Origin of the sequence: Paraburkholderia sp. BR10872, from assembly GCF_040965835.1 — a bacterium.
In the GTDB taxonomy this organism is placed as follows: domain Bacteria; phylum Pseudomonadota; class Gammaproteobacteria; order Burkholderiales; family Burkholderiaceae; genus Paraburkholderia; species Paraburkholderia nodosa_A.
This window is the reverse complement of the sequence record NZ_JBFRCN010000035.1, coordinates 12501-38628: the sequence shown is the minus strand read 5'-3', so window position 1 is coordinate 38628 and position 26128 is coordinate 12501. Positions and strand designations below refer to the sequence as shown.

Sequence of the window (26128 nt, the reverse complement as noted above, 5' to 3'; positions counted from 1 at the left end):
GTCCGCCCTGGCTTCGGGCTGCGCCGCGTGCGCGACCCGGGGCCAAGGGGGCCGCAACCCGCAGCAGCGGGCGCTTGCGGCTTACATCGGCGGGTCCGGGGGCGTCACGGCAGGTTTTCCACGATGGCCCTATAATCCCGCCTTCGTGTAAATGGACTGTCAGACCACGTGCCCTCAACCTCTGAGACCCTACTGGAGCTGCGCGACGTCGACTTCGGCTACGGCGACCGGCTCGTCCTGTCCGGACTGAACATGCGCTTCCCGCGCGGTCGGGTCGTGGCAGTCATGGGCGGTTCCGGTGGCGGAAAAACGACAGTGCTGCGCTTGATCGGCGGCCTCGTTCGCGCCCAGCGCGGCCAGGTGCTGTTCGGCGGCCAGGACGTCGGCGCGCAATCGCGCGACGGCCTCTACGCCCTGCGCCGCAAGATGGGCATGCTCTTCCAGTTCGGCGCGCTCTTCACCGACATGTCGGTGTTCGAGAACGTCGCTTTCGCCCTGCGCGAGCACACCGACCTGCCCGAAGAGCTGATCCGCGACCTCGTGCTCATGAAACTCAACGCCGTCGGCCTGCGTGGCGCGCGCGACCTCGCGCCTTCGGAAATTTCCGGCGGCATGGCGCGGCGCGTGGCGCTTGCGCGCGCCATCGCGCTCGACCCCGAACTCATGATGTACGACGAGCCGTTCGCGGGTCTCGACCCGATTTCGCTCGGCATCACCGCGAACCTCATCCGCACGCTCAACGACGCGCTCGGCGCAACCTCGATCCTCGTCACGCACGACGTGCCCGAGTCGTTCGCGATCGCCGACTACGTGTACTTCATGGCGAACGGGCGGGTGCAGGCGCAGGGCACGCCCGCCGAGCTGCGCGCCTCGACCGACCCGATCGTGCGCCAGTTCATCGACGGCGCGCCGGACGGCCCGTTCCGCTTCCATTACCCGTCGAACCTGCCGCTCGAAGCGGACTTCGGCATTGGCGGAGGCCGCTCATGACCGGTGCCATCAGCTCGATCGGGCGCACCGTGCTCGAAACGATCGCGCGCGCGGGGCACGCCACGCGCTTTTTCGTGCGCCTCGTCCTCGAATTCTTCCCGCTGCTGCGCCGGCCGCGTCTTGTCACGAAGCAGATCCACTTCGTCGGTAATTATTCGCTCTTGATCATTGCCGTGTCGGGCCTGTTCGTGGGCTTCGTGCTCGGTCTGCAAGGGTATTACACGCTCAACCGCTACGGCTCCGAGCAGGCGCTCGGGCTGCTGGTCGCGCTCTCGCTCGTGCGTGAGCTCGGGCCCGTCGTCACCGCGCTGTTGTTCGCGGGCCGCGCGGGCACCTCGCTCACGGCCGAGATCGGCCTCATGAAGGCGGGCGAGCAACTCACGGCCATGGAGATGATGGCGGTGGACCCCGTGCGCGTGGTAGTCGCGCCGCGCATGTGGGCGGGCGTGATCGCCATGCCGATTCTCGCGGCCATCTTCAGCGCGGTCGGCATTCTGGGCGGCTACGTGGTGGGCGTGCTGCTGATCGGCGTGGACGCCGGCGCGTTCTGGTCGCAAATGCAGGGCGGCGTGGATGTCTGGGCAGACGTGGGCAACGGCGTGATGAAGAGCATCGTGTTCGGCTTCGCTGTGACGTTTACCGCGCTCTATCAGGGCTATGAGGCGAAGCCCACGCCCGAGGGCGTGTCGCGCGCGACTACCAGGACGGTCGTGTACGCGTCGCTCGCGGTGCTCGGCCTCGACTTCCTGCTCACCGCGCTGATGTTCAGCTAAAGAGGCCGGGCTGCGACCCGGCCGCGCGGCGCGCATATGAGCGACGCTGCAACGGATTCTCATTGGGATGACGATGAAAAAGAATGCTCTCGACTTCTGGGTCGGCCTGTTCGTGGTGCTGGGCTTTATCGCGCTGCTGTTTCTCGCGCTGAAGGCCGGCAACATGAGTTCCCTGTCGTTCCAGGCCACCTACCCGGTGAAGCTCAAGTTCGACAATATCGGCGGCCTCAAGCCGCGCGCGCCGGTGAAGAGCGCGGGCGTGACCGTGGGCCGGGTGGCCTCGATCGGCTTCGACTCCAACACCTATCAGGCGCTGGTGACGATCAACCTCGACCAGCAGTACCAGTTTCCGAAGGACACGTCGGCGAAGATCCTGACGTCGGGTTTGCTCGGCGAGCAGTACATCGGCCTCGAACCGGGCGGCGATTCGGAAATGCTCAAGGCCGGCGACACCATTTCGATGACGCAGTCGGCCATCGTGCTCGAGAACCTGATCGGCCAGTTCCTCTATAGCAAGGCGGCCGATTCGGGCGCCGCGAAGCCGTCCAGCGGCGCGAGCACGGATGCGGCGCCTGCTGCAGCACCCGCGCCCGCACCGGCTCAGGCGCCTGCACCGGCGGCTTCGGCGGCCCAATAAGAAGGAGAAAAAGAATGACGACCATACGCATGCGCGCCATTACGCTTGGCGTCGCAGCGCTTGCACTCGGGGGTTGTTCGACGGTGCAGACGCCATCGAAGGAAGATCCATGGGAAGGGTTCAACCGCACGGTGTACACGTTCAACGACAAGGTTGACACGTACGCGCTCAAGCCGGTGGCGCAGGGCTACGTGAAGGTGACGCCGCAGCCCGTGCGTGACAGCGTGACGAACTTTTTCGCGAACATCGGCGACGTGTACAACGCCGCGAACAACTTCCTGCAGCTGAAGATCACCGATGGTGTCGAGGACATCATGCGGATCGTGATCAACACGGTCTTCGGCCTCGGCGGTCTGTTCGACGTCGCGACGCTCGCAAAGCTGCCCAAGCACAACCAGGACTTCGGTCTCACGCTCGGTCACTATGGCGTGCCGCCCGGCCCGTACCTCGTGCTGCCGCTGTTCGGTCCGAGCACGGTGCGTGACGGCGTGGGCCTCGTGCCGAACTACTTCATCAACCCGCTCACCTATGTGGATCCGGCCGCGCTGTCGTGGGGCCTTTACGGGCTGAACGTGGTGAGCACGCGCGCCAACCTGCTTGGCGCGAGCGACCTGCTCGAAGGCGCGGCGATCGACAGGTACTCGTTCATCCGCAACGCCTATCTGCAGCGCCGCCGCTATCTGCTGTCGGACGGCCGCGCGTCGTCGGGCAACAGCAATCTGCCGGATTACGGCGATGGCGCGCCGCTGCCGAAGTACGACGACACCGACGAGGGCGCGGCGGCCCCCGCTTCGGGTGCGGCTGCCGGTGCGGCAGTGCCCGCTTCGGGCACTGCGCCTGCGGCCACCCCGAATGCGGCCGGCATGGCACCCGCCAACCCCAACGGCGCAACGACCGCCCCGGCCACGCTGGAAGGCCCGGCCGGCGCCGCGGCGCCCACGGGCGCGTCGGAAACCACGGTGCCGGGCGACCAGATGATTCCGCCCGCGCGCATCGGCTTCCCGAGCATGCTGCGGCTGCACTGAGCGCTGCGCTCCGCCGTGCTGGAACGCCTCGCCGGAGCGTTCGTCCGACGTATACGTCTGACGTAACAAGCAGAAACGCTTGTCGCACTTTGCTGGCGGTTTTGACACAGCGCGATAGATCTCGCGTGATATCGTTGGTTCCAACGGGGCGATGTCCCCCAACTAGCAGGGCTCGAGATGAAAAAATTCTTTCTGTACCCGTTTTTCGCCATGTTTCTTTCGTTTGCCGGTGGCGCATTTGCCCAGACGGTAGACACCAGCAATCCCGACGCGATGGTCCAGACGGTCACGCAGCAGGTCATGAGCCAGATCAAGGGTGACAAGTCCATCCAGTCCGGCGACATCAGCAAGATCACGCAGCTCGTGAACGAAAAGATCCTGCCGTACACCGATTTCCGCCGCACCACGCAACTCGCGATGGGCCGCAATTGGCGCACGGCCACGCCGGAGCAGCAGCAACAGGTCATCGAACAGTTCAAGACGCTGCTGATCCGCACGTACTCGGGCGCGCTCGCCCAGGTGCGCGACCAGCAGATCCAGTACAAGCCGTTCCGCGCGAACCCGGACGACACCGACGTCGTGGTCCGTTCGACGGTCATGAACGGCGGCCAGCCGATCGAGCTCGACTATCGCCTCTACAAGACGCAGCAAGGCTGGCGCGTATATGACATCAACGTGCTCGGCGCGTGGCTCATCCAGGCGTACCAGCAGCAGTTCCAGGAAAAGATCCAGCAAGGCGGCGTGGACGGCCTGATCCAGTTCCTCACGCAGCGTAACCAGCAACTCGCATCGGGCAAGGCGACCTCGTGAGCGAGCGTTTCGCCACCGGCGCCAACCTGACCCACGAGAGCGCGAAGGCCGCGCTCTCGGCCGGGTTCGCGCAGATCTCGGCGGGCGCAACCGCCGTGGACTGCGCGGCGCTCACCCAGTTCGATTCATCGGCGCTCGCTGTGCTGATCGCCTGGCAGCGTGCCGCGCGTGAGCGCGGCGCTTCCCTTGCCGTGCTCAACATGCCCCCCGCGCTCGCCTCTCTCGCGCGCGCCTACGGCGTCGATTCGCTTCTCAACGAGCGACATTGACCCGCGTCGCCTGGCCGGACGCTAGCGTTCAAGCGGGATCACACCGCACTGCCGGGCCGACGCCGTTCCCCTCCAGGGCCAGGCCGCGCTTCCCGACTTGGCCTATAATCAACCGTTTTTTGGGCGCTGCCTCGGCGCAAAAAGTGCCGCCTGGTACGTAATAAGCGTGCAGTGAGACAGCAAAGCCGGCCTGATAAGCCGTCCCCAATTCCGGTCTTCCCCGCAGCATTGATGCACTCTTGAGCCGCGCCGTTCGCAAACGGGCGGCGTATTAGTCATGCCAGCCATAGAAATCCGTAACGTCAAGAAGCGCTACAGGTCGCTTCAGGCGCTCAAGGGCGTCAGCTTCACGGTCGAAGACGGCGAGTTCTTCGGGCTGCTCGGCCCGAACGGCGCGGGCAAGACGACGCTCATCAGCATTCTTGCCGGCCTCGCGCGCGCGGACGAGGGCTCGATCGCCGTCCGCGGCCACGATGTCGTCGCCGACTACCGCAACGCGCGCCGCAACCTGGGCGTCGTGCCGCAGGAACTGGTGTTCGATCCGTTCTTTACGGTGCGCGAGACGCTGCGCATCCAGTCCGGCTACTTCGGCCTGCGCAACAACGACGCGTGGATCGACGAAGTCATGGCCAATCTCGATCTCACCGAGAAAGCCGACGTGAACATGCGCGCGCTGTCCGGCGGCATGAAGCGCCGCGTGCTCGTGGCGCAGGCGCTCGTGCACCGGCCGCCCGTGATCGTGCTCGACGAACCCACCGCCGGCGTGGACGTGGAACTGCGCCAGACGCTCTGGAAGTTCATCGCGCGCCTGAACCGCGAAGGGCACACCATCGTGCTCACCACGCACTATCTTGAAGAAGCCGAGCAGTTGTGCGACCGCATCGCCATGCTCCGGCGCGGCGAGATGGTCGCGCTGGAGCGCACGAGCGCGCTGCTGCAGCGCTTCGCGGGCACGCAGTTGTTCCTGCGCTTCTCGGAAGGCGTGCTGCCGAGCGATTTGCGCGCGCTCGAAGTCGATCTTTCCAACGCCAGCCCGCACCAGCATCTGCTGCGCCTCGCGAGCTACGACGACGTGGAGCGCATCCTGGCCAAGTGCCGCGCGAACGGCTGCAAGCTCGAAGAAGTGGAAGTGCGCAAGGCCGATCTGGAGGATGTCTTCGTGCAGGTGATGAACGGTCCTGAAGTGGTCGAGGGTCTCGCATGAGCGGTTTCCGTACGCTGTTCTACAAGGAAGTGTTGCGTTTCTGGAAAGTCGCTTTCCAGACCGTGCTCGCGCCCGTCATTACCGCGCTGCTCTATCTCACGATCTTCGGCCATGCGCTGCGCGGCCATGTCGAGGTGTATCCGGGCGTGGAATACACGAGCTTCCTGATTCCCGGCCTCGTGATGATGAGCGTGCTGCAGAACGCCTTCGCGAACAGCTCGTCGTCGTTGATCCAGTCGAAGATCACGGGCAATCTTGTATTCGTGCTGTTGCCGCCGCTCGCTGCATGGGAGATGTTCGGCGCCTACGTGCTCGCCTCGATCGTGCGCGGCCTCGCCGTTGGCGCGGGCGTGTTCGTCGTGACGATCTGGTTCATTCCGATGAGCTTCGCCGCGCCGTTCTACATCCTCGCGTTCGCGGTGCTCGGCTCGGCGATCCTCGGCACGCTCGGCCTGATCGCCGGGATCTGGGCGGAGAAGTTCGACCAGCTCGCGGCGTTTCAGAACTTTCTCATCATGCCGCTCACGTTTCTTTCGGGCGTGTTTTATTCGACGCATACGCTGCCGCCCCTGTGGCGCGAAGTGTCGCGGCTCAATCCGTTCTTTTACATGATCGATGGCTTCCGCTTCGGGTTCTTCGGCCTGTCCGACATCAACCCGCTCGTGAGCCTGTCGATCGTTTTCGTGTTTTTCGTGGCGCTGGCCACGCTCGCCATGCGTTTGCTCGCGAGCGGGTACAAGCTGCGTCACTAAGCAGGAGCCATACTCATGTTGCCGACTCCGGAACAGATCAAGCAGTACATCTCGGCAGGGCTCGCGTGCGAGCACCTCGAAGTCGAAGGCGATGGCCAGCACTTCTTCGCGACGATCGTCTCCTCAGCATTCGACGGCAAGCGCTTGATCCAGCGCCATCAGCTCGTCTACGCGGCGCTCGGCGACCGCATGCGCGAGGAAATCCACGCGCTCAGCATGAAGACGCTCACGCCCGCCGAATGGCAGAACGCATAATCTGGAATCTCAGTGCGAATTACCCAGGACAAAGACGCCGCCGCGAGCGGCGCAGCTCAACACCAAGCGACCCTGCAAACCGGCCGCACCGATCAGGAAACCTCAGGCATGGATAAACTCGTCATCGTCGGCGGGCAGAAGCTCGCAGGGGAAGTGGCTGTTTCCGGTGCAAAGAATGCGGCGCTGCCCATTCTCTGCGCGGGCCTTCTGAGCGCGGAACCCGTTCATCTGGACAACGTGCCCGACCTTCAGGACGTGCGCACCACGCTCAAGCTGCTCGGCCAGATGGGCGTGCGTACCGAGCAGAACGGCGCGCGCGTGCAGCTCGACGCCTCGAAGGTCAACAATCTCGTCGCGCCGTACGAGCTCGTGAAGACCATGCGCGCGTCGATCCTCGTGCTCGGGCCGCTCGTCGCGCGCTTCGGCGAGGCGAAGGTGTCGCTGCCGGGCGGCTGCGCGATCGGCGCGCGCCCCGTGGATCAGCACATCAAGGGCCTGCAGGCGATGGGCGCCGAGATCAACATCGAGCACGGCTTCATCGAGGCGCGCGCGAAGCGCCTGAAGGGCGCGCGCATCGTCACCGACATGATCACGGTCACCGGCACGGAAAACCTGCTGATGGCCGCCGTGCTCGCCGATGGCGAAACGGTGATCGAGAACGCCGCGCGCGAGCCCGAAGTGGGCGACCTCGCGCACCTGCTCGTGGCGATGGGCGCGAAGATCGAAGGCATCGGCACCGACCGCCTCGTGATCCAGGGCGTGGACAAGCTCCACGGCGCGCACCACACCGTCATTCCGGACCGTATCGAAGCGGGCACGTTCCTGTGCGCGGTCGCGGCCGCGGGCGGCGACGTCACGCTGCGCCACGTGCGTCCGCACATCCTCGACGCCGTCACCGACAAGCTGCGCGAAGCGGGCGTGACGATCGAAGAGGGCGACGACTGGATGCGCGTGCGCATGCACGAGCGCGCGCGCGCCGTGAACGTGCGCACCTCCGAATATCCGGCGTTCCCGACCGACATGCAGGCGCAGTTCATGGCGCTCAACACGATCGCGGACGGCACCTCGCAAGTGGTCGAAAACATCTTCGAAAACCGCTTCATGCACGTGCAGGAACTCAATCGCCTGGGCGCCCACATCACGATCGACGGCAAGACGGCGCTCGTCGCCGGTGTCGAGAAGCTCTCGGGCGCGAAGGTGATGGCAACCGACCTGCGCGCCTCGGCGAGCCTCGTGATCGCAGGCCTGTGCGCGGACGGCGAAACGCTGATCGACCGCATCTATCACCTCGACCGCGGTTACGACCGCATGGAAGAGAAGCTCACGAAGATCGGCGCGAACGTGAAGCGGATCAAGGGGAGCGCGCAATGAGCACGGTCGAGTCGAGGCCCACGCCGGCGGCCGCGGCCAGCGCGCCGCTCACGCTTGCGCTCTCGAAGGGCCGCATCTTCGAAGAGACGATGCCGCTGCTCGCGGCGGCCGGCGTGCATGTGACGGAAGACCCGGAAACCTCGCGCAAGCTCATTCTGCCGACGACCGACCCGAACCTGCGCGTGATCATCGTGCGCGCGACCGACGTGCCCACCTACGTGGAGTACGGCGCCGCGGACTTCGGCGTGGCGGGCAAGGACGTGCTCAACGAGCACGGCGGCGGCGGCCTGTATCAGCCGATCGATCTCGACATCGCGCGCTGCCGTCTTTCGGTGGCCGTGAAGGGCGGCTTCGACTACGCGAACGCGGTGCGCCAGGGCGCGCGCCTGCGCGTGGCGACCAAGTACACGGAAGCCGCGCGCCAGCACTTCGCGGCCAAGGGCGTGCACGTCGACCTCATCAAGCTGTACGGCTCGATGGAACTCGCGCCGCTCGTGGGCCTCGCCGACGCGATCGTCGACCTCGTCAGCACGGGCGGCACGCTGCGCGCGAACAATCTGGTCGAGGTCGAGGAGATCATGGAGATCTCCTCGCGCCTCGTCGTGAATCAGGCGGCGCTCAAGCTCAAGCGCGCCGCGCTGCGGCCGATCATCGACGCGTTCGAACGCGCGTCGCGCGGCACGCGGGCGAGCTGACCGGGTAGAAGCAAAGGGCAGGCGCAATGACGCGCCGCCTCGCGCGCAGTGCGCCTCAAACGGCGCGGCGCGCACAAACGTAACGGATGGATACCAGCATGGCTATCACGATGCGCAAACTCGATTCCGGCGCCGAAGGCTTCAAAAAGGCGCTGCACGCGGTGCTCGCCTTCGAGGCGAGCGAGGACGAGGCCATCGAGCGCTCCGTCGCGCAGATTCTCGCCGACGTCAAGGCGCGCGGCGACGCCGCCGTGCTCGACTACACGAACCGCTTCGACCGCCTTGCCGCCCCGAGCGTCGCGGCGCTCGAACTGCCGTTCAGCGAACTCGAAGCGGCGCTGGAGAGCCTCGAGCCCAAGCAGCGCGCGGCGCTCGAAGCCGCGGCGGCGCGCGTGCGCGGCTACCACGAGAAGCAGCGCATCGAGTGCGGCTCGCATAGCTGGCAGTACACCGAATCCGACGGCACGGTGCTCGGCCAGAAGGTCACGCCGCTCGACCGCGTGGGCCTTTATGTGCCCGGCGGCAAGGCCGCGTATCCGTCGTCCGTGCTGATGAACGCCATTCCCGCGCGGGTCGCGGGCGTACGCGAAATCATCATGGTCGTGCCCACGCCGGACGGCGTGAAGAACCCGCTCGTGCTGGCGGCAGCGCTGCTCGGCGGCGTCGATCGCGTGTTCACGATCGGCGGTGCGCAGGCCGTGGCGGCGCTCGCCTACGGCACGGATACGATCCCCGCCGTCGACAAGATCTGCGGCCCGGGCAACGCCTATGTCGCGTCGGCCAAGCGCCGCGTGTTCGGCACGGTCGGCATCGACATGATCGCGGGCCCCTCGGAAATCCTCGTAATTTGCGACGGCACGACCGATCCGCGCTGGGTGGCGATGGACCTGTTCTCGCAGGCCGAGCACGACGAGCTCGCGCAGTCCATCCTGCTGTGCCCGGACGAGAGCTTCATCAAGCGCGTGGAAGACGCCATCGACGAGCTGCTGCCCGCCATGCCGCGCGCCGAAGTCATCGCCACGTCGCTCACGAATCGCGGCGCGCTCGTGAAGGTGCGCGACATGGCCGAGGCCTGCGCCATCGCCAACGAGATCGCGCCGGAGCACCTCGAGATCTCGGCGCTGGAGCCGCAGAAGTGGGGCGCCGAAATCCGCCACGCGGGCGCGATTTTCCTTGGCCGCTACACGAGCGAGAGCCTCGGCGACTACTGCGCGGGGCCGAATCACGTGCTGCCTACGTCTCGTACCGCACGTTTCTCGTCGCCGCTTGGCGTCTATGATTTCATCAAGCGTTCGAGCCTCATCGAGGTGAGCGCGGAAGGCGCACAAACGCTCGGCGAGATCGCGGCCGAGCTGGCCTACGGCGAAGGCCTGCAAGCCCACGCGCGCAGTGCCGAATTCCGCATGAAGCAGGTGTAAGGCACGCCTCGCAACTGGCGGAAGCCGGTTGAATGCGCCGCCGCGCAGCATGGAGACGTTGCGCGGCAGCAAGTCCCGCGAGTGCGCGGGGCGCAGCAGTTGGCCTTCAGTTTGACCCGCACGCAGCAGAGACCACGACGATAACCAGGGCAGCCGGCTTGCCGAGCTGCCCGTGCCGGCGGCCCCGCTTTCGCGAGCCGCCTTTCGACATGACGACACCACAAGACATCATCCGTCGCGACGTGCTCGCGATGACGAGTTACCCCGTGCCCGACGCTTCCGGTTTCGTGAAGCTCGACGCCATGGAGAACCCGTTTGCCCTGCCCGCCGACCTCGCAGCGCTTCTGGGCGAACGCCTCGCGGCGGTCGCGCTCAACCGCTATCCTGCGCCGCGCCCCGAGGCGCTGATCGCGAAGCTCAAAGAGACGATGCGCGTGCCCGCCGACTGCGACGTGCTGCTCGGCAACGGCTCGGACGAGATCATCAGCATGATCACCATGGCGTGCGCGAAGCCGGGCGCGAAGGTGCTCGCGCCGGTGCCGGGCTTCGTCATGTACGCGATGTCGGCGAAGTTCGCGCAGCTGGAATTCGTCGGCGTGCCGCTCAAGAGCGACTTCACGCTCGACCTCGAAGCGACGCTCGCGGCCATTGCTGAGCACACGCCTGCGGTGATCTGGCTGGCCTACCCGAACAACCCCACGGGCACGCTGTTCGACGACGCCGACATTGAGCGCGTGATCGCGGCGGCGCAAGAAGCGAAGAGCCTCGTGGTGATCGACGAGGCCTACCAGCCGTTCGCGATGCAAAGCTGGATGCCGCGCGCGGGCGAGTTCGACAACGTGGTCGTGATGCGCACGATGTCGAAGCTCGGGCTCGCGGGCATCCGCCTCGGCTATCTGGCCGGGCGGCCGTCATGGCTCAACGAGTTCGACAAGGTGCGTCCGCCCTACAACGTGAACGTGCTCACGCAGGCGGCGGCGGATCTGCTGCTCGATCATGTGGACGTGCTCGATGCGCAGGCCGCCGAATTGCGCGCGCAACGTGCGACGCTGGCCGCCGAAGTGGCGAAGCTGCCGGGCGCCGAGGTGTTCGAAAGCGCGGGCAATTTCCTGCTCGTGCGCGTGCCCGACGCGGCGGCAGTTTTCGACACGCTGCTGTCTGCCCGGATTCTGATCAAAAACGTGGGTAAAATGCACCCATTGCTTGCGAACTGCGTGCGCCTGACCGTTGGCACCCCCGACGAAAACGCGCAATTGCTCGCCGCCCTGAAGCTCGTGCTCCGTTAGGCCGATGCTTCGTTCTCCCACTCTCCTGTTACGGGCTGTTTGAAGGATATTGCCATGCGCGTCGCGCAAGTCGTTCGCAACACCAGCGAAACGCAAATCCGCGTGAAACTCAATCTGGACGGCACCGGCGAGCAAAAGCTCGCAACCGGTGTGCCGTTTCTCGACCACATGCTCGACCAGATCGCACGACACGGTCTGATCGATCTCGAGGTCGAGGCGCATGGCGACACGCATATCGACGACCACCATACGGTGGAAGACGTCGGCATCACGCTCGGCCAGGCGGTGGCGCAGGCCATCGGCGACAAGAAGGGCATTCGCCGCTACGGCCACGCCTATGTGCCGCTCGACGAAGCGCTCTCGCGCGTCGTGATCGACTTCTCGGGCCGACCGGGCCTCGAATTCCACGTGCCGTTCACGCGCGCGCGCATCGGCACGTTCGACGTCGACCTGTCGATCGAATTTTTCCGCGGCTTCGTGAACCACGCAGGCGTGACGCTGCACATCGACAATCTGCGCGGCCTCAACGCGCACCATCAGATGGAAACCGTGTTCAAGGCATTCGGCCGCGCACTGCGCCAGGCCGCCGAACTGGACGAACGTCAGGCGGGCAAGATTCCGTCGACGAAGGGCAGCCTCTAGGCGACGCCTTTCACCGACCAGAAGGCCGGCCGCGCTACGCGCACTGTGCCGGGCGCATGCCTGGGGCAGGACCTCCAGCGCGCCGCGCCGGGGCCGTCGCCCACATGCGGCGTGCGCGCCACATTAGCCATTCGGCTTATGGGCTCGCACGCGCCGACTGGCGTACATTGACGGCTTCGAAGGCAGATCAGGGCACATCGCGGCGCACATGCGTCCACACAGCCAAGGGCAAGGCCTTTTGAGCAGGCCGGATTCGAGATGAAAACTTCAATTGCGATTGTTGATTATGGAATGGGCAACCTGCGTTCGGTGGCCCAGGCGCTGAGGCAGGCCGCGCCGGAAGCCGACGTGGCCATCGTCGAGCGTCCCGAGGCGATCCGTGCTGCCGACCGCGTGGTGCTGCCGGGGCAGGGTGCGATGCCCGACTGCATGCGCAGCCTCGCCGAGTCGGGCCTGCAGGACGCGGTGCTCGAAGCCTCGCGCACGAAGCCGCTCATGGGCGTGTGCGTGGGCGAGCAGATGCTGTTCGACTGGAGCGCGGAAGGCGGCACGAAGGGCCTGGGCCTGCTGCCCGGCAAGGTCGTGCGCTTCGATCTGGAAGGCCAGCTGCAGGACGACGGCTCGCGCTTCAAGGTCCCGCAAATGGGCTGGAACCGCGTGCGTCAGGCACGCGCGCACGCCCTGTGGGACGGTGTGCCCGACGAAAGCTTCTTCTACTTCGTGCACAGCTACTATGTGGTTCCGGCGGATGCGTCGCACACCGTAGGCGAAACGCCGTACGGCGCGGCCTTTACCTCGGCAGTGGCGCGGGATAACATCTTCGCCACCCAATTCCACCCGGAAAAGAGCGCCGCTGCGGGTTTGCGCGTCTACCGCAACTTCGTCCACTGGAACCCCTGATTTCCTGCGGCGCTGACGCTCACAGCCGCCTTCGCGCACGCGCGCCGCGGCATTAGATTTGCGTTAGCAAGGCTGCCGAAAGAGTTGTACTAAACTAGCGAAACGGCGTCGGATCGGGCCTTTTTTCCGCCGGCGCTGCAGACTTCAACCCCATTCCCAGACACACCCGAAGCTATGCTGCTGATTCCGGCCATCGATCTCAAAGACGGTCACTGCGTGCGCCTCAAACAAGGCGATATGGACCAGGCGACGATTTTCTCCGAGGAACCGGCGGCTATGGCCCGACACTGGGTCGAGCGCGGCGCGCGGCGCCTGCACCTCGTCGACCTCAACGGCGCGTTCGCCGGCAAGCCGAAGAACGAAGACGCGATTCGCGAGATCATCCGCGAAGTCGGCGACGAGATTCCCGTGCAGCTCGGCGGCGGCATCCGCGACCTCGACACCATCGAGCGTTACCTCGACGACGGCCTGTCCTATGTGATCATCGGCACCGCCGCCGTCAAGAATCCGGGCTTTCTCCAGGAAGCGTGCACCGCATTCGGGGGCCATATCATCGTGGGCCTCGACGCGAAAGACGGCAAGGTCGCGACCGACGGCTGGAGCAAGCTCACCGGTCACGAAGTCGTCGATCTCGCGCGCAAGTTCGAGGACTACGGCGTCGAGTCGATCATCTACACCGACATCGGCCGGGACGGCATGCTCCAGGGCATCAACATCGAAGCGACGGTGCGCCTCGCGCGCGCGGTGAAGATTCCGATCATCGCGAGTGGCGGGCTTTCCAACCTCGGCGATATCGACGCACTGTGCGAAGTCGAGGACGAAGGCGTGGAAGGCGTGATCTGCGGCCGCGCGATCTACTCGGGCGATCTCGATTTCGCTGCAGCGCAAACGCGCGCAGACAGCCTGCGCGAATCGGACGACGCGTAAAGCGTCGAATGCCGGCCTCCGTCACTGGAGGCCTTTTGTTTTGGCGCTGCGCCGCCATCTCCAAGGGGACTGGCGCTCGCGCGGGATAATTTCGCCTCAGGGCGCAAGGCACGGTGCAAAGCGCGCGACAATGGGCTGCGCGCCACGCCCGAACCGGGGCCGGCAGCCTTCTCGCGAAAGGTGCTCGCCGCACACACACCGACTGGCAACTTCGGCAAGATCATGGCTCTACCCAAACGCATCATCCCCTGCCTCGACGTGACCGCCGGGCGCGTCGTCAAGGGCGTCAATTTCGTCGAACTGCGCGACGCGGGCGACCCCGTCGAAATCGCGCGCCGCTACGACGACCAGGGCGCCGACGAACTCACGTTCCTCGACATCACCGCGACCTCCGACCAGCGCGACCTGATCCTGCCGATCATCGAGGCGGTGGCTTCGCAGGTCTTCATTCCGCTCACCGTGGGCGGCGGCGTGCGCGCCGTGGCGGACGTGCGGCGCCTGCTCAACGCCGGTGCCGACAAGGTCAGCATGAACTCGTCGGCGGTCGCCAATCCGCAGCTCGTGCGCGATTCCGCCGACAAATACGGCTCGCAGTGCATCGTCGTCGCCATCGACGCGAAGCGAACGTCGGCGCCGGGCGAACCCGCGCGCTGGGAAGTGTTCACGCACGGCGGGCGCAAGGCCACGGGCATCGACGCCGTGGAATGGGCGCGCAAGATGGCGGAACTGGGCGCGGGCGAAATCCTGCTCACGAGCATGGACCGCGACGGCACGAAGAGCGGCTTCGATCTCGACCTCACGTGTGCGGTGTCCGACGCGGTGCCGATTCCCGTGATCGCCTCGGGCGGCGTGGGCGGCCTGCAGGATCTCGCGGACGGTATCGTCAAGGGCCGTGCCGACGCCGTGCTGGCCGCGAGCATTTTCCACTATGGCGAGCACACGGTGGGCGAGGCAAAGCGCTTCATGGCCGACCAGGGCATTTCGGTGAGGATGTAACGCGATGAGCCACACTCAAACCGGCAAACCCGACAACGACCTTGCCAACGCCAACTGGCTCGACAAGGTCAACTGGGACGCCAACGGCCTCGTGCCCGTGATCGCGCAGGAAGCGACCACCGGCGACGTGCTGATGTTCGCGTGGATGAACCGCGAAGCGCTCGCCAGGACGGTCGAGCTGCGCCGCGCCGTGTACTTCTCCCGCTCGCGCCAGCGCCTTTGGTTCAAGGGTGAGGAGTCCGGCCATGTGCAGCACGTGAGCGACATCCGCCTCGACTGCGACGAAGACGTCGTGCTGCTCAAGATCGAGCAGGTCTCGGGCATTGCGTGCCACACGGGCCGCCACTCGTGCTTTTTCCAGCAATTCGAAGGCACCGTCGACGAAGGCCGCTGGGTCGCCGTCGACCCGGTGCTGAAAGACCCCGAACACATCTACAAATGACGCAACTGAATACCAACGACACCTTGCTGCGCCTCGCCGCGGTGATCGACAGCCGCAAGGGCGGCGACCCGGACGCCTCCTACGTCGCACGCCTCTTTCACAAGGGCGACGACGCGGTGCTCAAGAAGGTCGGCGAAGAGGCGACCGAGGTCGTGCTTGCCGCGAAGGACGTGCGCCAGGGCGGTGCACGCAAGGCGCTGGTCGGCGAGATGGCCGACCTGTGGTTCCATTGCCTCGTCACGCTCTCGCACTTCGATCTGAGTCCTGCCGACGTGCTCGCGGAACTCGAACGCCGCGAAGGCCTTTCGGGTCTCGAGGAAAAAGCGCTGCGCAAAAGCCGCGAGCGCGAAGAGAACGGCGACTGAGGCTCAACGCTGCGCACAGCGCTCCACAGAGGGAGATGAACGACATGTCCACGTCCGGCGATTACCCGCCCCCTTCGTACCGCAACGGCGTCGACGCGGACCGTTTGCGCAGCCTGCGGACTTTCACGCACGTGCTGTACGCGCTCTATGCGGTCTACTGGCTGACCGGCGGCATTTCGGTGCTGGTGGCCATCATCCTGAATTACCTCAAACGCGACGAATCGCTCGGCACGCCTTATGAGCAGCACTTCACGTGGCAAATCCGCACGTTCTGGCTCGGGCTGGCCGGCCATCTGATCGGCGGTGTGCTCATCTTCGTGCTGGTCGGCATTCCAATTTTGTGGGCTGTCGCAATCTGGACGTTGTACCGTATCATCAAAGGCTGGCTTTACTTGTACGACAACAAGCCGCTGCACAACCCGCGCGCCTGGTTCTGAAGGCTTTCGGGCGCGCGTGCGGTTTTGCTCACCAGGAGCGCCATGAGTCACGACCGCAGCACCTGTCTCTTCTGCAAGATCGCCGACGGCCACATTCCCAGCACGCGCGTGTACGAGGACGAAGAGTTCGTCGCCTTCCGCGACATCCGGCCTGCAGCCGAAACTCACGTCCTCGTGATTCCGCGCCAACATATTTCCACCCTTGCCGATTGCGGTGAAAACGACGCACCGCTGCTTGGTAGAATGTTTGTATTGGTCGCACGGCTTGCCAAAGAGCTGGGCGTCTCGTACACGGGTGGCGAAACCGGGTTTCGCACGGTGGTGAATACGGGGCCGGGCGGCGGGCAGGAGGTCTACCATCTGCACGCGCATTTGCTGGCTGGGCCGCGTCCGTGGCACCGCATGGGCTGAGTGCCGGTGGCGGGGAAAGTCGGTATAAATGACGGATGGCGTGGTTCTCACTAAAGCGTCGCGCTAAAGGGTCGCACGCCACGACCATGCAACATCGAACAGGCACAATTTATCGCGTCGCGCACCTCGCGCGGCGGCGGGGTTAAGGAGAGAGTCAATCATGGGTTCGTTGAGCATCTGGCACTGGCTGATCGTCTTGTTGATCGTTGCGCTCGTCTTCGGCACCAAGAAGCTGCGCAATATCGGTAGCGATCTGGGCGGTGCGGTGAAGGGTTTCAAGGAAGGCATGCGCGAGAACGAAGGCGCCGGCGCCGACACGCAAAAGCGCGAACTCCCGGCCGACGGCGGTGCAGTCGACGTCGAAGCCAAGGACAAGACGCAGCGCTCGAACGACTTCCGCTAAAACGCGTGGCGGCCGCCTTTTTCGCCGCCACAAGTTTTTCCGCATGTTTCCCGTTCGTTTCCATTAAGGCAGCCAAGGCTGACGGAAAACTCCATTCATGCTCGATCTCGGTTTAACCAAGATGGCGCTGATCGGCGTCGTCGCGCTGGTCGTTCTCGGGCCGGAGCGGCTGCCGCGGGTCGCACGCACGGCCGGCGCGCTGTTCGGTCGCGCGCAGCGCTATATCAACGACGTCAAGGCGGAAGTCACGCGCGAGATCGAACTCGACGAGTTGCGCCGCATGAAGACCGAGTTCGAAACGGCGGCGCAGAACGTCGAGAAGAACGTTCAGGACAATCTGCGCAAGCATGAAACCGAGTTGAACGACGCGTGGAACGCGGGCACCTCGGTGTCGCCGAGCATCGCAGGCGGCGCGGATTCTGCCAGCCTGGAAGGCGGTGCCGCCAATGCCGCGGATGCCGTCGCCACGCAATCGGGATGGCGCTCCGGCAACGCGGGCGCAAGCGGCGCGAAACGCAAGAACTGGCGCATGAAGCAGAGCGCCGCGCCGGTCTGGTACAAACGCGCCACGCTGCGCCGCACGCGGGTGCAATCGGGTGCTGCACGCGTGGCGCAGCACACGCCGGCGAGCCTGCGCCGGCCCACGCGGTTCTTCTGACGCGGATCCGCCTTTGCGCACGACCATTTCCAACAGAGGGCCGGTGTGAGCGACCCCCAGCAAAAACTGGAAGAAGGCTCCGAAGAGACCTTCATTTCCCATCTCGTCGAACTGCGCGACCGCATCATTCGCGCAGGCGTTGCCGTGATCGTCGTGTTCGTCGGGCTCGTCTACTGGGCGCCCGACATATTCCGGCTGCTCGCGCGTCCGCTCATGCAGAACCTGCCGCGTGACGGCAAGATGATCGTCACCGACGTGACCGGCTCGTTCTTCGTGCCCATGAAGGTCACGATGCTCGTGGCGTTCGTGATCGCGCTGCCGGTCGTGCTCTACCAGATCTGGGCGTTCGTCGCCCCAGGCCTCTACCAGCACGAAAAGAAGCTCGTCGCGCCGCTCGTGGCAAGCAGCTACACGCTCTTCCTGTGCGGCATGGCGTTCGCGTATTTCGTGGTGTTCCCGACCATCTTCCGCGTGATGGCGCACTACAACGCGCCGCTCGGCGCGGAGATGACGACCGACATCGACAATTACCTGAGCTTCGTGCTCACCATGTTCATTGCGTTCGGCGTGACCTTCGAGGTGCCGATCATCGTCGTGCTGCTCGTGCGCATGGGCGTGGTCACCGTGAAGAAGCTCAAGCAGATCCGGCCCTACGTGATCGTCGGCGCGTTCATCGTCGCAGCCGTGGTGACGCCGCCGGACGTCTTCTCGCAACTCATCCTCGCGCTGCCGCTCATCCTCCTCTACGAGGCGGGCATCATCGCGGCGCGCATCTTCATCGGCACGGGCGAGAAGAAGCCCGCGGACGAGAGTCAGGCGGCGGGCTAGCCCCGCGGGCCTGGCGGAGGAAAGCCGCAGGAAAGCAAAAGGCCGCGAACCCACGTTCGCGGCCTTTTCGTTTTCCGGTTGCGAGTCCGGACGCGGGCCGGGCGCGATGCCCCGCCTGCGGTGGGATATCAACCGCCGTCGTCGCCTTCGCCGTCTTCCTGAGCCGGCTGCTTCGGCGGCGGCGGGCGCTTGCCGATCAGTACGTCGAGATCCATGTCCTTGTTCTTGCGCACGAGGTGGACCTTCGCGTCGCTGCCCGGTTTGATTTGCGCGATGACGTTCAAAAGGCGCGTGGTGTCGGTGATGGCCTCACCGTTCACCGAGGTCAGGACGTCGCCCGGCTTGATGCCGGCCTTGTCGGCGGGGCCGCCCTGCAGCACGCCCGCGACGATCGCGCCCGACTTCTCCTTCAGCCCGAACGAGTCGGCGATCTCCGGCGTCACGTCCTGTGGCTCCACGCCGATCCAGCCGCGCGTGACCGAGCCCGAGGTGATGATGCTCTCCAGTACGCTGCGCGCCGTGGAAACGGGAATCGCGAAGCCGATGCCGAGCGAGCCGCCCGAGCGAGAGTAGATGGCGGTGTTGATGCCGAGCAGGTTGCCGTTCACGTCGACGAGCGCGCCGCCCGAGTTGCCCGGATTGATCGGCGCATCGGTCTGAATGAAATTCTCGAACGTGTTGATGCCGAGATGATTGCGGCCCAGCGCGCTGATGATGCCCATCGTCACCGTCTGGCCCACGCCGAACGGATTGCCGATGGCGAGCACGACGTCGCCCACGCGCGTCTGATCCATGCGGCCGAGCGTGATGGTGGGCAGGTTCGGCAGATTGATCTTGAGCACCGCGAGATCCGTTTCCGGGTCGATGCCGATCACCTTGGCGTTGGTGGTGCGGCCGTCGGAAAGCGCGATTTCGATCTGGTCCGCGCCGTCGATTACGTGCTGGTTCGTTAGAATGTAACCGTCCGGACTGACAATGACGCCCGAACCGAGGTTGGCGGCAGGCTGCTCCTGCTGCTTCTGGTTTTTGTTGCGATCGCCGAAGAAATAGCGAAATAGCGGATCGTTCTGGCGAGGGTCGGGCGGCAGCGACCCATCCTTGCTCGAGAACACGTTGACAACCGCGGGCATGGCCTTCTGGGCGGCGTCCGCATAGGAGCCCTGGGCGGCGCCTCCACCGATGCCTGGCGCCACTTCCCGCAGTGCGACGATCGGTTCGGCAAGCTGCTTGCCGAACTGCCCCTGGTGCTGCAGCCACTGCGGTTTGAGCGTGGCGATGATGAACATCAACGCCAGCAGGACCGTCACCGCCTGGGCGAAGAACAGCCAAAAGCGTCTAAGCATCTGAAGATTAGAGGATTATATGGATCGGATCGAACTGGAATTGTATCTGAACAATCTTCTGGAATCCGCGCGGTTCAAGGACTACTGCCCCAATGGACTGCAGGTCGAAGGGCGGCGGCGCGTGGAGAAGATCGCCACGGGCGTGACCGCCTCGCTCGCGTTTCTCGAAGCCGCGCTCGAGTGGGGCGCCGACGCGGTGCTCGTGCATCACGGTTATTTCTGGAAGAACGAAGCACCGCAAATTACGGGCCGCAAGTACCGTCGCCTGAAGACGCTGCTCGCGAACGACATCAACCTGTTCGCCTACCATCTGCCGCTCGACAGCCATCCCGAACTCGGCAACAACGCGCAGTTGGGCGCCCGGTTCGGCTGGATCGGCGAACAACGCTTCGGCGACCAGGATCTTGGCTGGATGGCCACGCTGCCCATGCCGATCACGCTCGCGCACTTTACCGCCGAGGTCGAGCAGACGCTCGGCCGCACGCCGCTCGTGCTCGGCGACCCCGACTGGCAACTGCGCCGCGTGGCCTGGTGCACGGGCGCGGCGCAAAGTCTCTTCGACGCGGCGATCGACGCTGGCGCCGACGTCTTCCTCACCGGCGAGATCTCCGAGCCGACCACGCACACCTCCGCGGAAAGCGGTGTGGCGTTCCTCGCCGCAGGCCACCACGCGACCGAGCGCTTCGGCGTGCAGGCGGTGGGCGCGCACCTCTCGGAAGCCTTCAACATCGAGCATCTTTTCATCGATATCGACAATCCCGTTTGATTGCATATTCGGCGCAAATTGTCGTGGCGCAGCATCGTTTTATTCATGAGGCATTTACAAACTGAAAAGAAAGTGGCCCTCTTTTCTGCGGGAAAACCCCGAGATATCAAGGACTTCCGAGGCTTTTTCGAGAGCGCCCCTTGTAAATGCCAACTCCATTCGAGCAAACTAGCGTTCGGCAGCACCGCGGGTAAGCTGGCGTGACGGAAAAATCCAACTCAGAAGTGGGGCGATGTGATGCGAGACAACGAGAATGACCGCGTCGATGGCAGCCGCCGAACCTGGCTGATTGCGACGTCCGTAGCAGGTGGCATTGGAGGCGTGGCCACTGTCGTACCTTTCGTAGGGTCCTTTGCACCATCCGAAAAAGCCCGCGCCGCCGGCGCGCCCGTCGAAGCCGATATCACGAATCTGCAGCCCGGCTCGATGATGACCGTCGCCTGGCGCGGCAAGCCCGTGTGGATCCTGAATCGCACGGATCGCATGATGGCCGACGTGAAGAAGGCCGATCCCGATCTGGCCGACCCGAACTCCGAGCACCCGTTCTCGATGCCGATGCCGGAGTACTGCATGAACGAATTCCGTTCGCGCGCCGAGCATCAGAACATTCTCGTGGCGGTGGCCGTCTGCACCCATCTGGGCTGCACGCCGACGGCGCGCTTCCAGGAAGGCCCGCAGCCGAACCTGCCCGACAGCTGGCCGGGCGGCTTCCTGTGCCCGTGCCACGGCTCCACCTACGATCTCTCCGGCCGCGTGTTCAAGAACAAGCCGGCGCCGCAAAACCTCGACATTCCCCGCTACATGTTCGCGTCCCCGACGCAGATCGTGATCGGCAAGGACGAAAAAGGAGAAGCGTGATGGCGACGGGAACCGAAAAGGACGTGGTGGAAACGACCGGCGCATCTTCCGGCCTGCAGGGCTGGATCGATAAGCGTTTTCCGATGACGGCGAGCTGGCGCGCTCACGCTTCTGAGTACTACGCGCCCAAGAACTTCAACTTCTGGTACTTCTTCGGCTCGCTCGCGCTGCTCGTGCTGGTGAACCAGATCATCACCGGTATTTTCCTCACCATGAATTACAAGCCCGATGCGACGCTCGCGTTCGCATCGGTCGAGTACATCATGCGCGAGGTGCCGTGGGGCTGGCTCATCCGCTACATGCACTCCACGGGCGCTTCGATGTTCTTCGTGGTCGTGTACCTGCACATGTTCCGCGGGCTGCTGTACGGCTCGTACCGCAAGCCGCGCGAACTCGTGTGGATCTTCGGCTGCGCGATCTTCCTGTGCCTGATGGCCGAGGCGTTCTTCGGCTACCTGCTGCCCTGGGGCCAGATGTCGTTCTGGGGCGCGCAGGTGATCGTGAACCTGTTCTCGGCGATTCCCTTCATCGGCCCCGACCTCTCGCTGTGGATTCGCGGCGACTACGTGGTGTCGGACGTCACGCTGAACCGCTTCTTCGCGTTCCACGTGATCGCCATTCCGCTGGTGCTCGTCGGGCTCGTGATCTGTCACATCATCGCGTTGCACGAAGTGGGCTCGAACAACCCCGACGGCATCGAGATCAAGGCGAAGAAGGACGCGAACGGCGTGCCGCTCGACGGCATCCCGTTCCATCCGTACTACTCGGTGCACGACTTCATGGGCGCGTGCATCTTCCTGATGATTTTCGCGGCGATCGTGTTCTTCGCGCCGGAGATGGGCGGCTACTTCCTCGAGTCCAACAACTTCGTGCCGGCCAACCCGCTGCAAACGCCGCCCGAAATCGCGCCGGTCTGGTACTTCACGGCGTTCTACGCGATGCTGCGCGCCACGACCGACCCATTCAAGATCGTGCTGATGGTCGTGATCGCGCTGCTCGGGCTGCTCGCGCTCGTGCGCGCCCGCGGCAAATGGCGCGCCGGGCTGCCGGTGCTGGCGGTGCTCGTGATCCTCGCCATGTACTTCACCGAGTCGAAGTTCTGGGGCGTGGTGGTGATGGGCACGGCGGTGATCTCGCTCTTCTTCCTGCCGTGGCTCGACCGCTCGCCGGTGAAGTCGATCCGTTACCGGCCGTTCTTCCACAAGGTATTTCTCGGCATCTTCGTGCTGGCGTTCCTGACGCTCGCGTTCCTCGGCACGAAGCCGCCATCGCCGGCGGCCACGCTGATCGCCCAGATCTGCGCGCTCGTCTACTTCGCTTTCTTCCTCGGCATGCCGTTCTGGACGCCGCTTGGCACTTTCAAGCAGCCGCCCGAGCGCGTGCGGTTCAAGCCCCATTAACTGACGAGCGAGGAAGATATGACGAAACGTTCTCTTTTTTCGACGCTCGCGAAGGTGAGCATACGGGCTGCCGGCGTCCGGGCCGGCTTGGCCGCGCTGGCGTTCTCATGCGTCTTTGGGGTCGGATCTGTCGCGGCGCAGGAAAACATTCCGCTCGACCGCGCTCCCGATAACGGCGAAAATCTTGCTTCGCTGCAACACGGCGCCAAATTGTTTGTAAACTATTGTCTGAATTGCCATAGTGCGAACTTGATGCGCTATAGCCGGTTGCAGGTTCTCGGCATTCCGCAGAAGCAAATCGAAGATAATCTGTTGTTTACGACCGACAAGGTCGGCAACACGATGTCCATCGCGATGCGCCCGGACGACGCAAAGGCGTGGTTCGGCGTAGCGCCGCCGGACCTCTCCGTGGAAGCGCGGGCAAAAGGGCGAGACTGGCTGTACACGTACCTGCGCAGCTTCTACCGCGACGACACGCGGCCGACTGGCTGGAACAATCTGGTGTTCGAAAACGTGAGCATGCCGCACGTGCTGTGGCAGTTGCAGGGCATCCGCACGGCGAAGTTCGAGGACACGACGGACGAGGAAACCGGGGAAAAGGTCCGTCGCTTTGCCGGGTTCAAGCAGGTCACGCCCGGAACGCTCTCGCCGGTGGATTATGATGCCGACGTGGCCGACCTGGTGGCCTACCTCGGCTGGATGGCCGAACCCGAGCAGAAAACCCGCAGGCAGCTTGGCGTGTGGGTGCTCTTGTTCCTCGGCGTCTTGAGCTTTTTCGCGTGGCGATTGAACGCCGCGTACTGGAAAGATATCAAATAGGCACGTCCTGACCGACGTGGGGCCGGTGCGACGAGATGCCGTCTGACGGTTCAGGGACCGTCAGACGGTTTTTTCGCCCGCTGGCCTTTTGGGTTTATTGAGGAAATGTAAATCATGATGGTTCTGTACTCCGGCACTACCTGCCCGTTCTCCCAGCGCTGCCGGCTGGTGTTGTTCGAAAAGGGCATGGACTTCGAAATCCGCGACGTCGACCTGTTCAACAAACCGGAAGACATCGCCGTGATGAATCCGTACGGTCAGGTGCCGATTCTGGTCGAGCGCGACCTGATTCTGTACGAGTCGAACATCATCAACGAGTATATCGACGAGCGCTTCCCGCATCCGCAGCTGATGCCGGCCGACCCGGTCCAGCGCGCCCGCGCGCGTCTGTTCCTGCTCAACTTCGAGAAGGAGCTGTTCGTGCACGTGAGCACGCTCGAAAACGAGAAGGGCAAGGCCGCCGAGAAGAACCACGAGAAGGCGCGCCTCGCGATCCGCGACCGCCTCACGCAGCTCGCGCCGATCTTCCTGAAGAACAAGTACATGCTGGGCGAAGAGTTCTCGATGCTCGACGTCGCCATCGCGCCGCTGCTGTGGCGCCTCGACCACTACGGCATCGAGCTGTCGAAGAATGCCGCGCCGCTCATGAAGTATGCCGAGCGCATTTTCAGCCGTCCGGCGTATATCGAAGCGCTGACGCCGTCTGAAAAGGTCATGCGCCGTTAAGCAGTATCCTGGCAGTTGCAGGTAACAGAGGCGGCGTACACAGCGTGGGTGTGGACGCCGCCTCGTGAAAGGATTGTTGATGCAAGAGATTTCCACCAAGCCGTATTTGCTGCGCGCGCTGTACGAGTGGTGCACGGACAACGGCTTCACGCCGCACATCGCGGTGCGGGTCGATAACCGCACACGCGTGCCGCGCCAGTTCGTGCGTGACGGCGAGATCGTGCTGAACATCAGCTTCGAGGCGACGAGCCAGTTGCAGATGGGCAACGAGATGATCGAGTTCCACGCGCGCTTCTCGGGCAAATCGCACAAGATCGAGGTGCCGGTCTCGAACGTGCTCGCGATCTACGCCCGCGAGAACGGTCAGGGCATGGCGTTCCCGGTCGAGTCGCCGCCCGGCGACGCCGACGACGTGCTGTCCTCCGAGGACCACGAAGAAGCCGAAGCACATGAGGCGCCTGCAGTGCGCGACGAACCTGCCGAGGAGCCCGCCGCGCCGCTCGCGCCGGTCGCGACGCGCGCCGCCGACAAAGATGACGATGGCGGCAACAAGGGCGGCAAGGGCCACCTCAAGATCGTTAAATGAAGTAGAATAGCGGGCTACGCCGGCTTAGCTCATCTGGTAGAGCAGTTGATTTGTAATCATCAGGTGGCGGGTTCGAGTCCTGCAGCCGGCACCATATTCGAAGCAATGCGTCAAGACAAAGGGTTACGTGAAATTCACGTGACCCTTTGTGCTTTCTGCACCCGCCCGCACCAGATTCCTCACTCCGCCCATTGCGGATCGCTCGTGAACATGATCGTGAGCCAGCGGTGCGACTCGTCGCCGCCGATTGCCCGGCCGATTTCGTCTCGGATCGCGTCCCATTCGGCGATGCGCTTCGCCGGCATGTCGGGCGGCACGACGAAATACAGCTCGATCTCGCGGGAGCGGCCCACTTTCGCGACATAAGCCCGGTAATACTCGAAGGCGTAGCGCTCGACGAAGCGTTTCGCGACGGCATCGACATGCTGCTTGAGATCCGGGGGCGCCACGAGCAGCACATCCAGCAGGGCCTGGCGGATCTCCGCGAGCGGAATCGGGATGATCACGACGCATACCACCACGAGCGCCGCCGGGTCGACATAGGGGGTGAAGCGCTCCCATGTCGTTCCCTGAATTGCATAGCCGACGCTGAAGGCGACCAGCAGCGCCGCTGTAATGCCCGCGGACATGATCCATGACTTGATATCGAGGCGCACGAAATCCGAGTGGATCCGGCGGTTCGCGCGCGATTCGAATACCGCCATCGCCGCGCAGGCACTCACGGTGAGGACGGCGTAGACGAGTGCGGGACCGAAGTGCAGTTCGTGGCCGCCGGAGAGCAGGTTGGTGATGCCGTTGATTAGCGCGTAGACGGCCACGCCCACGAGCAGCGTGCTGTTGAGCCCGAGCACCATGGGTTCGAGATGCCAGAAGCCCATGGTGAAGCGCTCGCGCCATTTGCGCGGCAGGTCGACGTTGACCGCGTACGAGGTGATCAGTCGCACGACGGCGAGTGCGAGCGCGCTCATGCTCGCGTCGACGAGCGAATAGACTCCGTCGAACACAATCGAAAACGAGCCGGAGATCAGGCCGAACAGAATGCCGATGAGGGCGATCACCAACGTCGTGGCGATCGATAGCGTCAGCACGCTGCTCTCGTCGGAAGCACTGAAGAAGCGAAGCCGTTCCATGATGTC

Annotated in this window: 32 protein-coding genes and 1 tRNA gene; 31 read left to right on the top strand and 2 right to left on the bottom strand. The window is 64.4% G+C overall.

Annotation, left to right across the window (positions count from 1 at the left end; translation table 11 throughout):
* Positions 1 to 168 precede the first annotated feature (168 nt).
* The 24 genes from AB4Y43_RS24955 (at position 169) to tatC (ending at position 18494) form a co-directional block, all read left to right on the top strand.
* Positions 169 to 990, top strand: a complete 822-nt coding sequence (locus AB4Y43_RS24955) for an ABC transporter ATP-binding protein (protein ID WP_028206560.1) — start codon at positions 169 to 171, stop codon at positions 988 to 990.
* Complete coding sequence (gene mlaE, locus AB4Y43_RS24950; protein ID WP_342949830.1) at positions 987 to 1763, top strand: lipid asymmetry maintenance ABC transporter permease subunit MlaE; 777 nt, start codon at positions 987 to 989, stop codon at positions 1761 to 1763. Before AB4Y43_RS24955 ends, mlaE begins: the two co-directional genes overlap by 4 nt.
* 73 nt (positions 1764 to 1836) lie before the next feature.
* Positions 1837 to 2400 (top strand): outer membrane lipid asymmetry maintenance protein MlaD, encoded by a 564-nt coding sequence (mlaD, locus tag AB4Y43_RS24945; protein WP_368619593.1) that lies wholly within the window; start codon positions 1837 to 1839, stop codon positions 2398 to 2400.
* A 14-nt stretch (positions 2401 to 2414) separates the two neighbouring features.
* Positions 2415 to 3425 (top strand): VacJ family lipoprotein, encoded by a 1011-nt coding sequence (locus tag AB4Y43_RS24940; protein WP_368729011.1) that lies wholly within the window; start codon positions 2415 to 2417, stop codon positions 3423 to 3425.
* A gap of 177 nt (positions 3426 to 3602) precedes the next feature.
* Entirely contained in the window at positions 3603 to 4235 is a 633-nt protein-coding gene (locus AB4Y43_RS24935) for a phospholipid-binding protein MlaC (RefSeq protein WP_069268248.1), read from the top strand.
* A complete protein-coding gene (locus AB4Y43_RS24930; protein ID WP_069268249.1) occupies positions 4232 to 4504 on the top strand; it encodes a lipid asymmetry maintenance protein MlaB in 273 nt (90 codons plus the stop codon). The genes AB4Y43_RS24935 and AB4Y43_RS24930 overlap by 4 nt, the downstream gene beginning before the upstream one ends.
* A gap of 277 nt (positions 4505 to 4781) precedes the next feature.
* A complete protein-coding gene (locus tag AB4Y43_RS24925; protein ID WP_368606643.1) occupies positions 4782 to 5708 on the top strand; it encodes an ABC transporter ATP-binding protein in 927 nt (308 codons plus the stop codon).
* The gene (locus AB4Y43_RS24920) at positions 5705 to 6460 is read left to right on the top strand and encodes an ABC transporter permease (RefSeq protein WP_042269663.1); all 756 of its coding nucleotides are present in this window, start codon (positions 5705 to 5707) and stop codon (positions 6458 to 6460) included. Before AB4Y43_RS24925 ends, AB4Y43_RS24920 begins: the two co-directional genes overlap by 4 nt.
* A 15-nt stretch (positions 6461 to 6475) precedes the next feature.
* Positions 6476 to 6715 carry a BolA family protein gene (locus tag AB4Y43_RS24915; protein ID WP_028206568.1) on the top strand — a complete coding sequence of 80 codons (240 nt, stop codon included), beginning with the start codon at positions 6476 to 6478 and terminating at the stop codon, positions 6713 to 6715.
* Between the two features lie 108 nt (positions 6716 to 6823).
* Positions 6824 to 8086 carry a UDP-N-acetylglucosamine 1-carboxyvinyltransferase gene (murA, locus tag AB4Y43_RS24910; protein ID WP_069268252.1) on the top strand — a complete coding sequence of 421 codons (1263 nt, stop codon included), beginning with the start codon at positions 6824 to 6826 and terminating at the stop codon, positions 8084 to 8086.
* Positions 8083 to 8781, top strand: coding sequence for an ATP phosphoribosyltransferase (hisG, locus tag AB4Y43_RS24905; protein WP_368729010.1), 699 nt, complete (start codon positions 8083 to 8085; stop codon positions 8779 to 8781). Before murA ends, hisG begins: the two co-directional genes overlap by 4 nt.
* 98 nt (positions 8782 to 8879) lie before the next feature.
* Positions 8880 to 10199, top strand: a complete 1320-nt coding sequence (gene hisD / locus AB4Y43_RS24900) for a histidinol dehydrogenase (RefSeq protein WP_069268254.1) — start codon at positions 8880 to 8882, stop codon at positions 10197 to 10199.
* A gap of 209 nt (positions 10200 to 10408) precedes the next feature.
* A complete protein-coding gene (hisC, locus tag AB4Y43_RS24895) occupies positions 10409 to 11485 on the top strand; it encodes a histidinol-phosphate transaminase (protein WP_368729009.1) in 1077 nt (358 codons plus the stop codon).
* A 54-nt stretch (positions 11486 to 11539) separates the two neighbouring features.
* Positions 11540 to 12127, top strand: a complete 588-nt coding sequence (hisB, locus tag AB4Y43_RS24890) for an imidazoleglycerol-phosphate dehydratase HisB (protein WP_028218451.1) — start codon at positions 11540 to 11542, stop codon at positions 12125 to 12127.
* A gap of 258 nt (positions 12128 to 12385) precedes the next feature.
* Positions 12386 to 13027, top strand: a complete 642-nt coding sequence (gene hisH, locus AB4Y43_RS24885) for an imidazole glycerol phosphate synthase subunit HisH (RefSeq protein WP_069268256.1) — start codon at positions 12386 to 12388, stop codon at positions 13025 to 13027.
* A gap of 174 nt (positions 13028 to 13201) precedes the next feature.
* Positions 13202 to 13954 (top strand): 1-(5-phosphoribosyl)-5-[(5-phosphoribosylamino)methylideneamino]imidazole-4-carboxamide isomerase, encoded by a 753-nt coding sequence (hisA, locus tag AB4Y43_RS24880; protein WP_069268257.1) that lies wholly within the window; start codon positions 13202 to 13204, stop codon positions 13952 to 13954.
* Between the two features lie 222 nt (positions 13955 to 14176).
* Complete coding sequence (gene hisF / locus AB4Y43_RS24875; protein ID WP_342924273.1) at positions 14177 to 14950, top strand: imidazole glycerol phosphate synthase subunit HisF; 774 nt, start codon at positions 14177 to 14179, stop codon at positions 14948 to 14950.
* A 4-nt stretch (positions 14951 to 14954) separates the two neighbouring features.
* Positions 14955 to 15392 carry a phosphoribosyl-AMP cyclohydrolase gene (gene hisI / locus AB4Y43_RS24870; RefSeq protein ID WP_069268258.1) on the top strand — a complete coding sequence of 146 codons (438 nt, stop codon included), beginning with the start codon at positions 14955 to 14957 and terminating at the stop codon, positions 15390 to 15392.
* On the top strand, positions 15389 to 15757 hold the full coding sequence (locus AB4Y43_RS24865) for a phosphoribosyl-ATP diphosphatase (RefSeq protein WP_069268259.1): 369 nt from the start codon (positions 15389 to 15391) through the stop codon (positions 15755 to 15757). The genes hisI and AB4Y43_RS24865 overlap by 4 nt, the downstream gene beginning before the upstream one ends.
* Positions 15758 to 15801: 44 nt before the next feature.
* A complete protein-coding gene (locus AB4Y43_RS24860; protein ID WP_069268283.1) occupies positions 15802 to 16194 on the top strand; it encodes a hypothetical protein in 393 nt (130 codons plus the stop codon).
* Between the two features lie 42 nt (positions 16195 to 16236).
* Positions 16237 to 16605: a histidine triad nucleotide-binding protein gene (locus AB4Y43_RS24855; RefSeq protein ID WP_069268260.1), complete on the top strand. Its 369-nt coding sequence runs from the start codon at positions 16237 to 16239 to the stop codon at positions 16603 to 16605.
* 160 nt (positions 16606 to 16765) lie between these two features.
* Complete coding sequence (gene tatA, locus AB4Y43_RS24850; protein ID WP_069268261.1) at positions 16766 to 17008, top strand: Sec-independent protein translocase subunit TatA; 243 nt, start codon at positions 16766 to 16768, stop codon at positions 17006 to 17008.
* A gap of 97 nt (positions 17009 to 17105) precedes the next feature.
* Positions 17106 to 17666 carry a Sec-independent protein translocase protein TatB gene (gene tatB / locus AB4Y43_RS24845; protein WP_368729008.1) on the top strand — a complete coding sequence of 187 codons (561 nt, stop codon included), beginning with the start codon at positions 17106 to 17108 and terminating at the stop codon, positions 17664 to 17666.
* Between the two features lie 45 nt (positions 17667 to 17711).
* Positions 17712 to 18494: a twin-arginine translocase subunit TatC gene (gene tatC / locus AB4Y43_RS24840; RefSeq protein ID WP_069268263.1), complete on the top strand. Its 783-nt coding sequence runs from the start codon at positions 17712 to 17714 to the stop codon at positions 18492 to 18494.
* A 128-nt stretch (positions 18495 to 18622) separates the two neighbouring features.
* Here tatC and AB4Y43_RS24835 read toward each other — a convergent pair whose 3' ends face one another.
* Positions 18623 to 19837: a Do family serine endopeptidase gene (locus AB4Y43_RS24835; protein WP_069268264.1), complete on the bottom strand. Its 1215-nt coding sequence runs from the start codon at positions 19835 to 19837 to the stop codon at positions 18623 to 18625.
* Positions 19838 to 19856: 19 nt separating this feature from the next.
* Between AB4Y43_RS24835 and AB4Y43_RS24830 the strand changes: the two genes are divergently transcribed.
* The 7 genes from AB4Y43_RS24830 to AB4Y43_RS24800 all read left to right on the top strand — a co-directional run bounded on the left by AB4Y43_RS24830 (position 19857) and on the right by AB4Y43_RS24800 (position 25086).
* Positions 19857 to 20603: a Nif3-like dinuclear metal center hexameric protein gene (locus tag AB4Y43_RS24830; protein ID WP_069268265.1), complete on the top strand. Its 747-nt coding sequence runs from the start codon at positions 19857 to 19859 to the stop codon at positions 20601 to 20603.
* A 237-nt stretch (positions 20604 to 20840) separates the two neighbouring features.
* Complete coding sequence (gene petA / locus AB4Y43_RS24825; protein WP_069268266.1) at positions 20841 to 21461, top strand: ubiquinol-cytochrome c reductase iron-sulfur subunit; 621 nt, start codon at positions 20841 to 20843, stop codon at positions 21459 to 21461.
* Positions 21461 to 22861, top strand: a complete 1401-nt coding sequence (locus AB4Y43_RS24820) for a cytochrome bc complex cytochrome b subunit (protein ID WP_368729007.1) — start codon at positions 21461 to 21463, stop codon at positions 22859 to 22861. Before petA ends, AB4Y43_RS24820 begins: the two co-directional genes overlap by 1 nt.
* 18 nt (positions 22862 to 22879) lie before the next feature.
* Positions 22880 to 23680 carry a cytochrome c1 gene (locus tag AB4Y43_RS24815; RefSeq protein WP_368729006.1) on the top strand — a complete coding sequence of 267 codons (801 nt, stop codon included), beginning with the start codon at positions 22880 to 22882 and terminating at the stop codon, positions 23678 to 23680.
* 114 nt (positions 23681 to 23794) lie between these two features.
* On the top strand, positions 23795 to 24406 hold the full coding sequence (locus tag AB4Y43_RS24810; protein ID WP_027797364.1) for a glutathione S-transferase N-terminal domain-containing protein: 612 nt from the start codon (positions 23795 to 23797) through the stop codon (positions 24404 to 24406).
* A gap of 79 nt (positions 24407 to 24485) precedes the next feature.
* The gene (locus AB4Y43_RS24805; protein ID WP_069268268.1) at positions 24486 to 24992 is read left to right on the top strand and encodes a ClpXP protease specificity-enhancing factor; all 507 of its coding nucleotides are present in this window, start codon (positions 24486 to 24488) and stop codon (positions 24990 to 24992) included.
* 18 nt (positions 24993 to 25010) lie between these two features.
* A tRNA-Thr gene (locus tag AB4Y43_RS24800) sits at positions 25011 to 25086 on the top strand.
* A gap of 85 nt (positions 25087 to 25171) precedes the next feature.
* On the opposite strand, the gene AB4Y43_RS24795 is transcribed toward AB4Y43_RS24800, so the two are convergent.
* Positions 25172 to 26122, bottom strand: a complete 951-nt coding sequence (locus AB4Y43_RS24795; protein ID WP_069268269.1) for a cation diffusion facilitator family transporter — start codon at positions 26120 to 26122, stop codon at positions 25172 to 25174.
* Positions 26123 to 26128 lie beyond the last annotated feature (6 nt).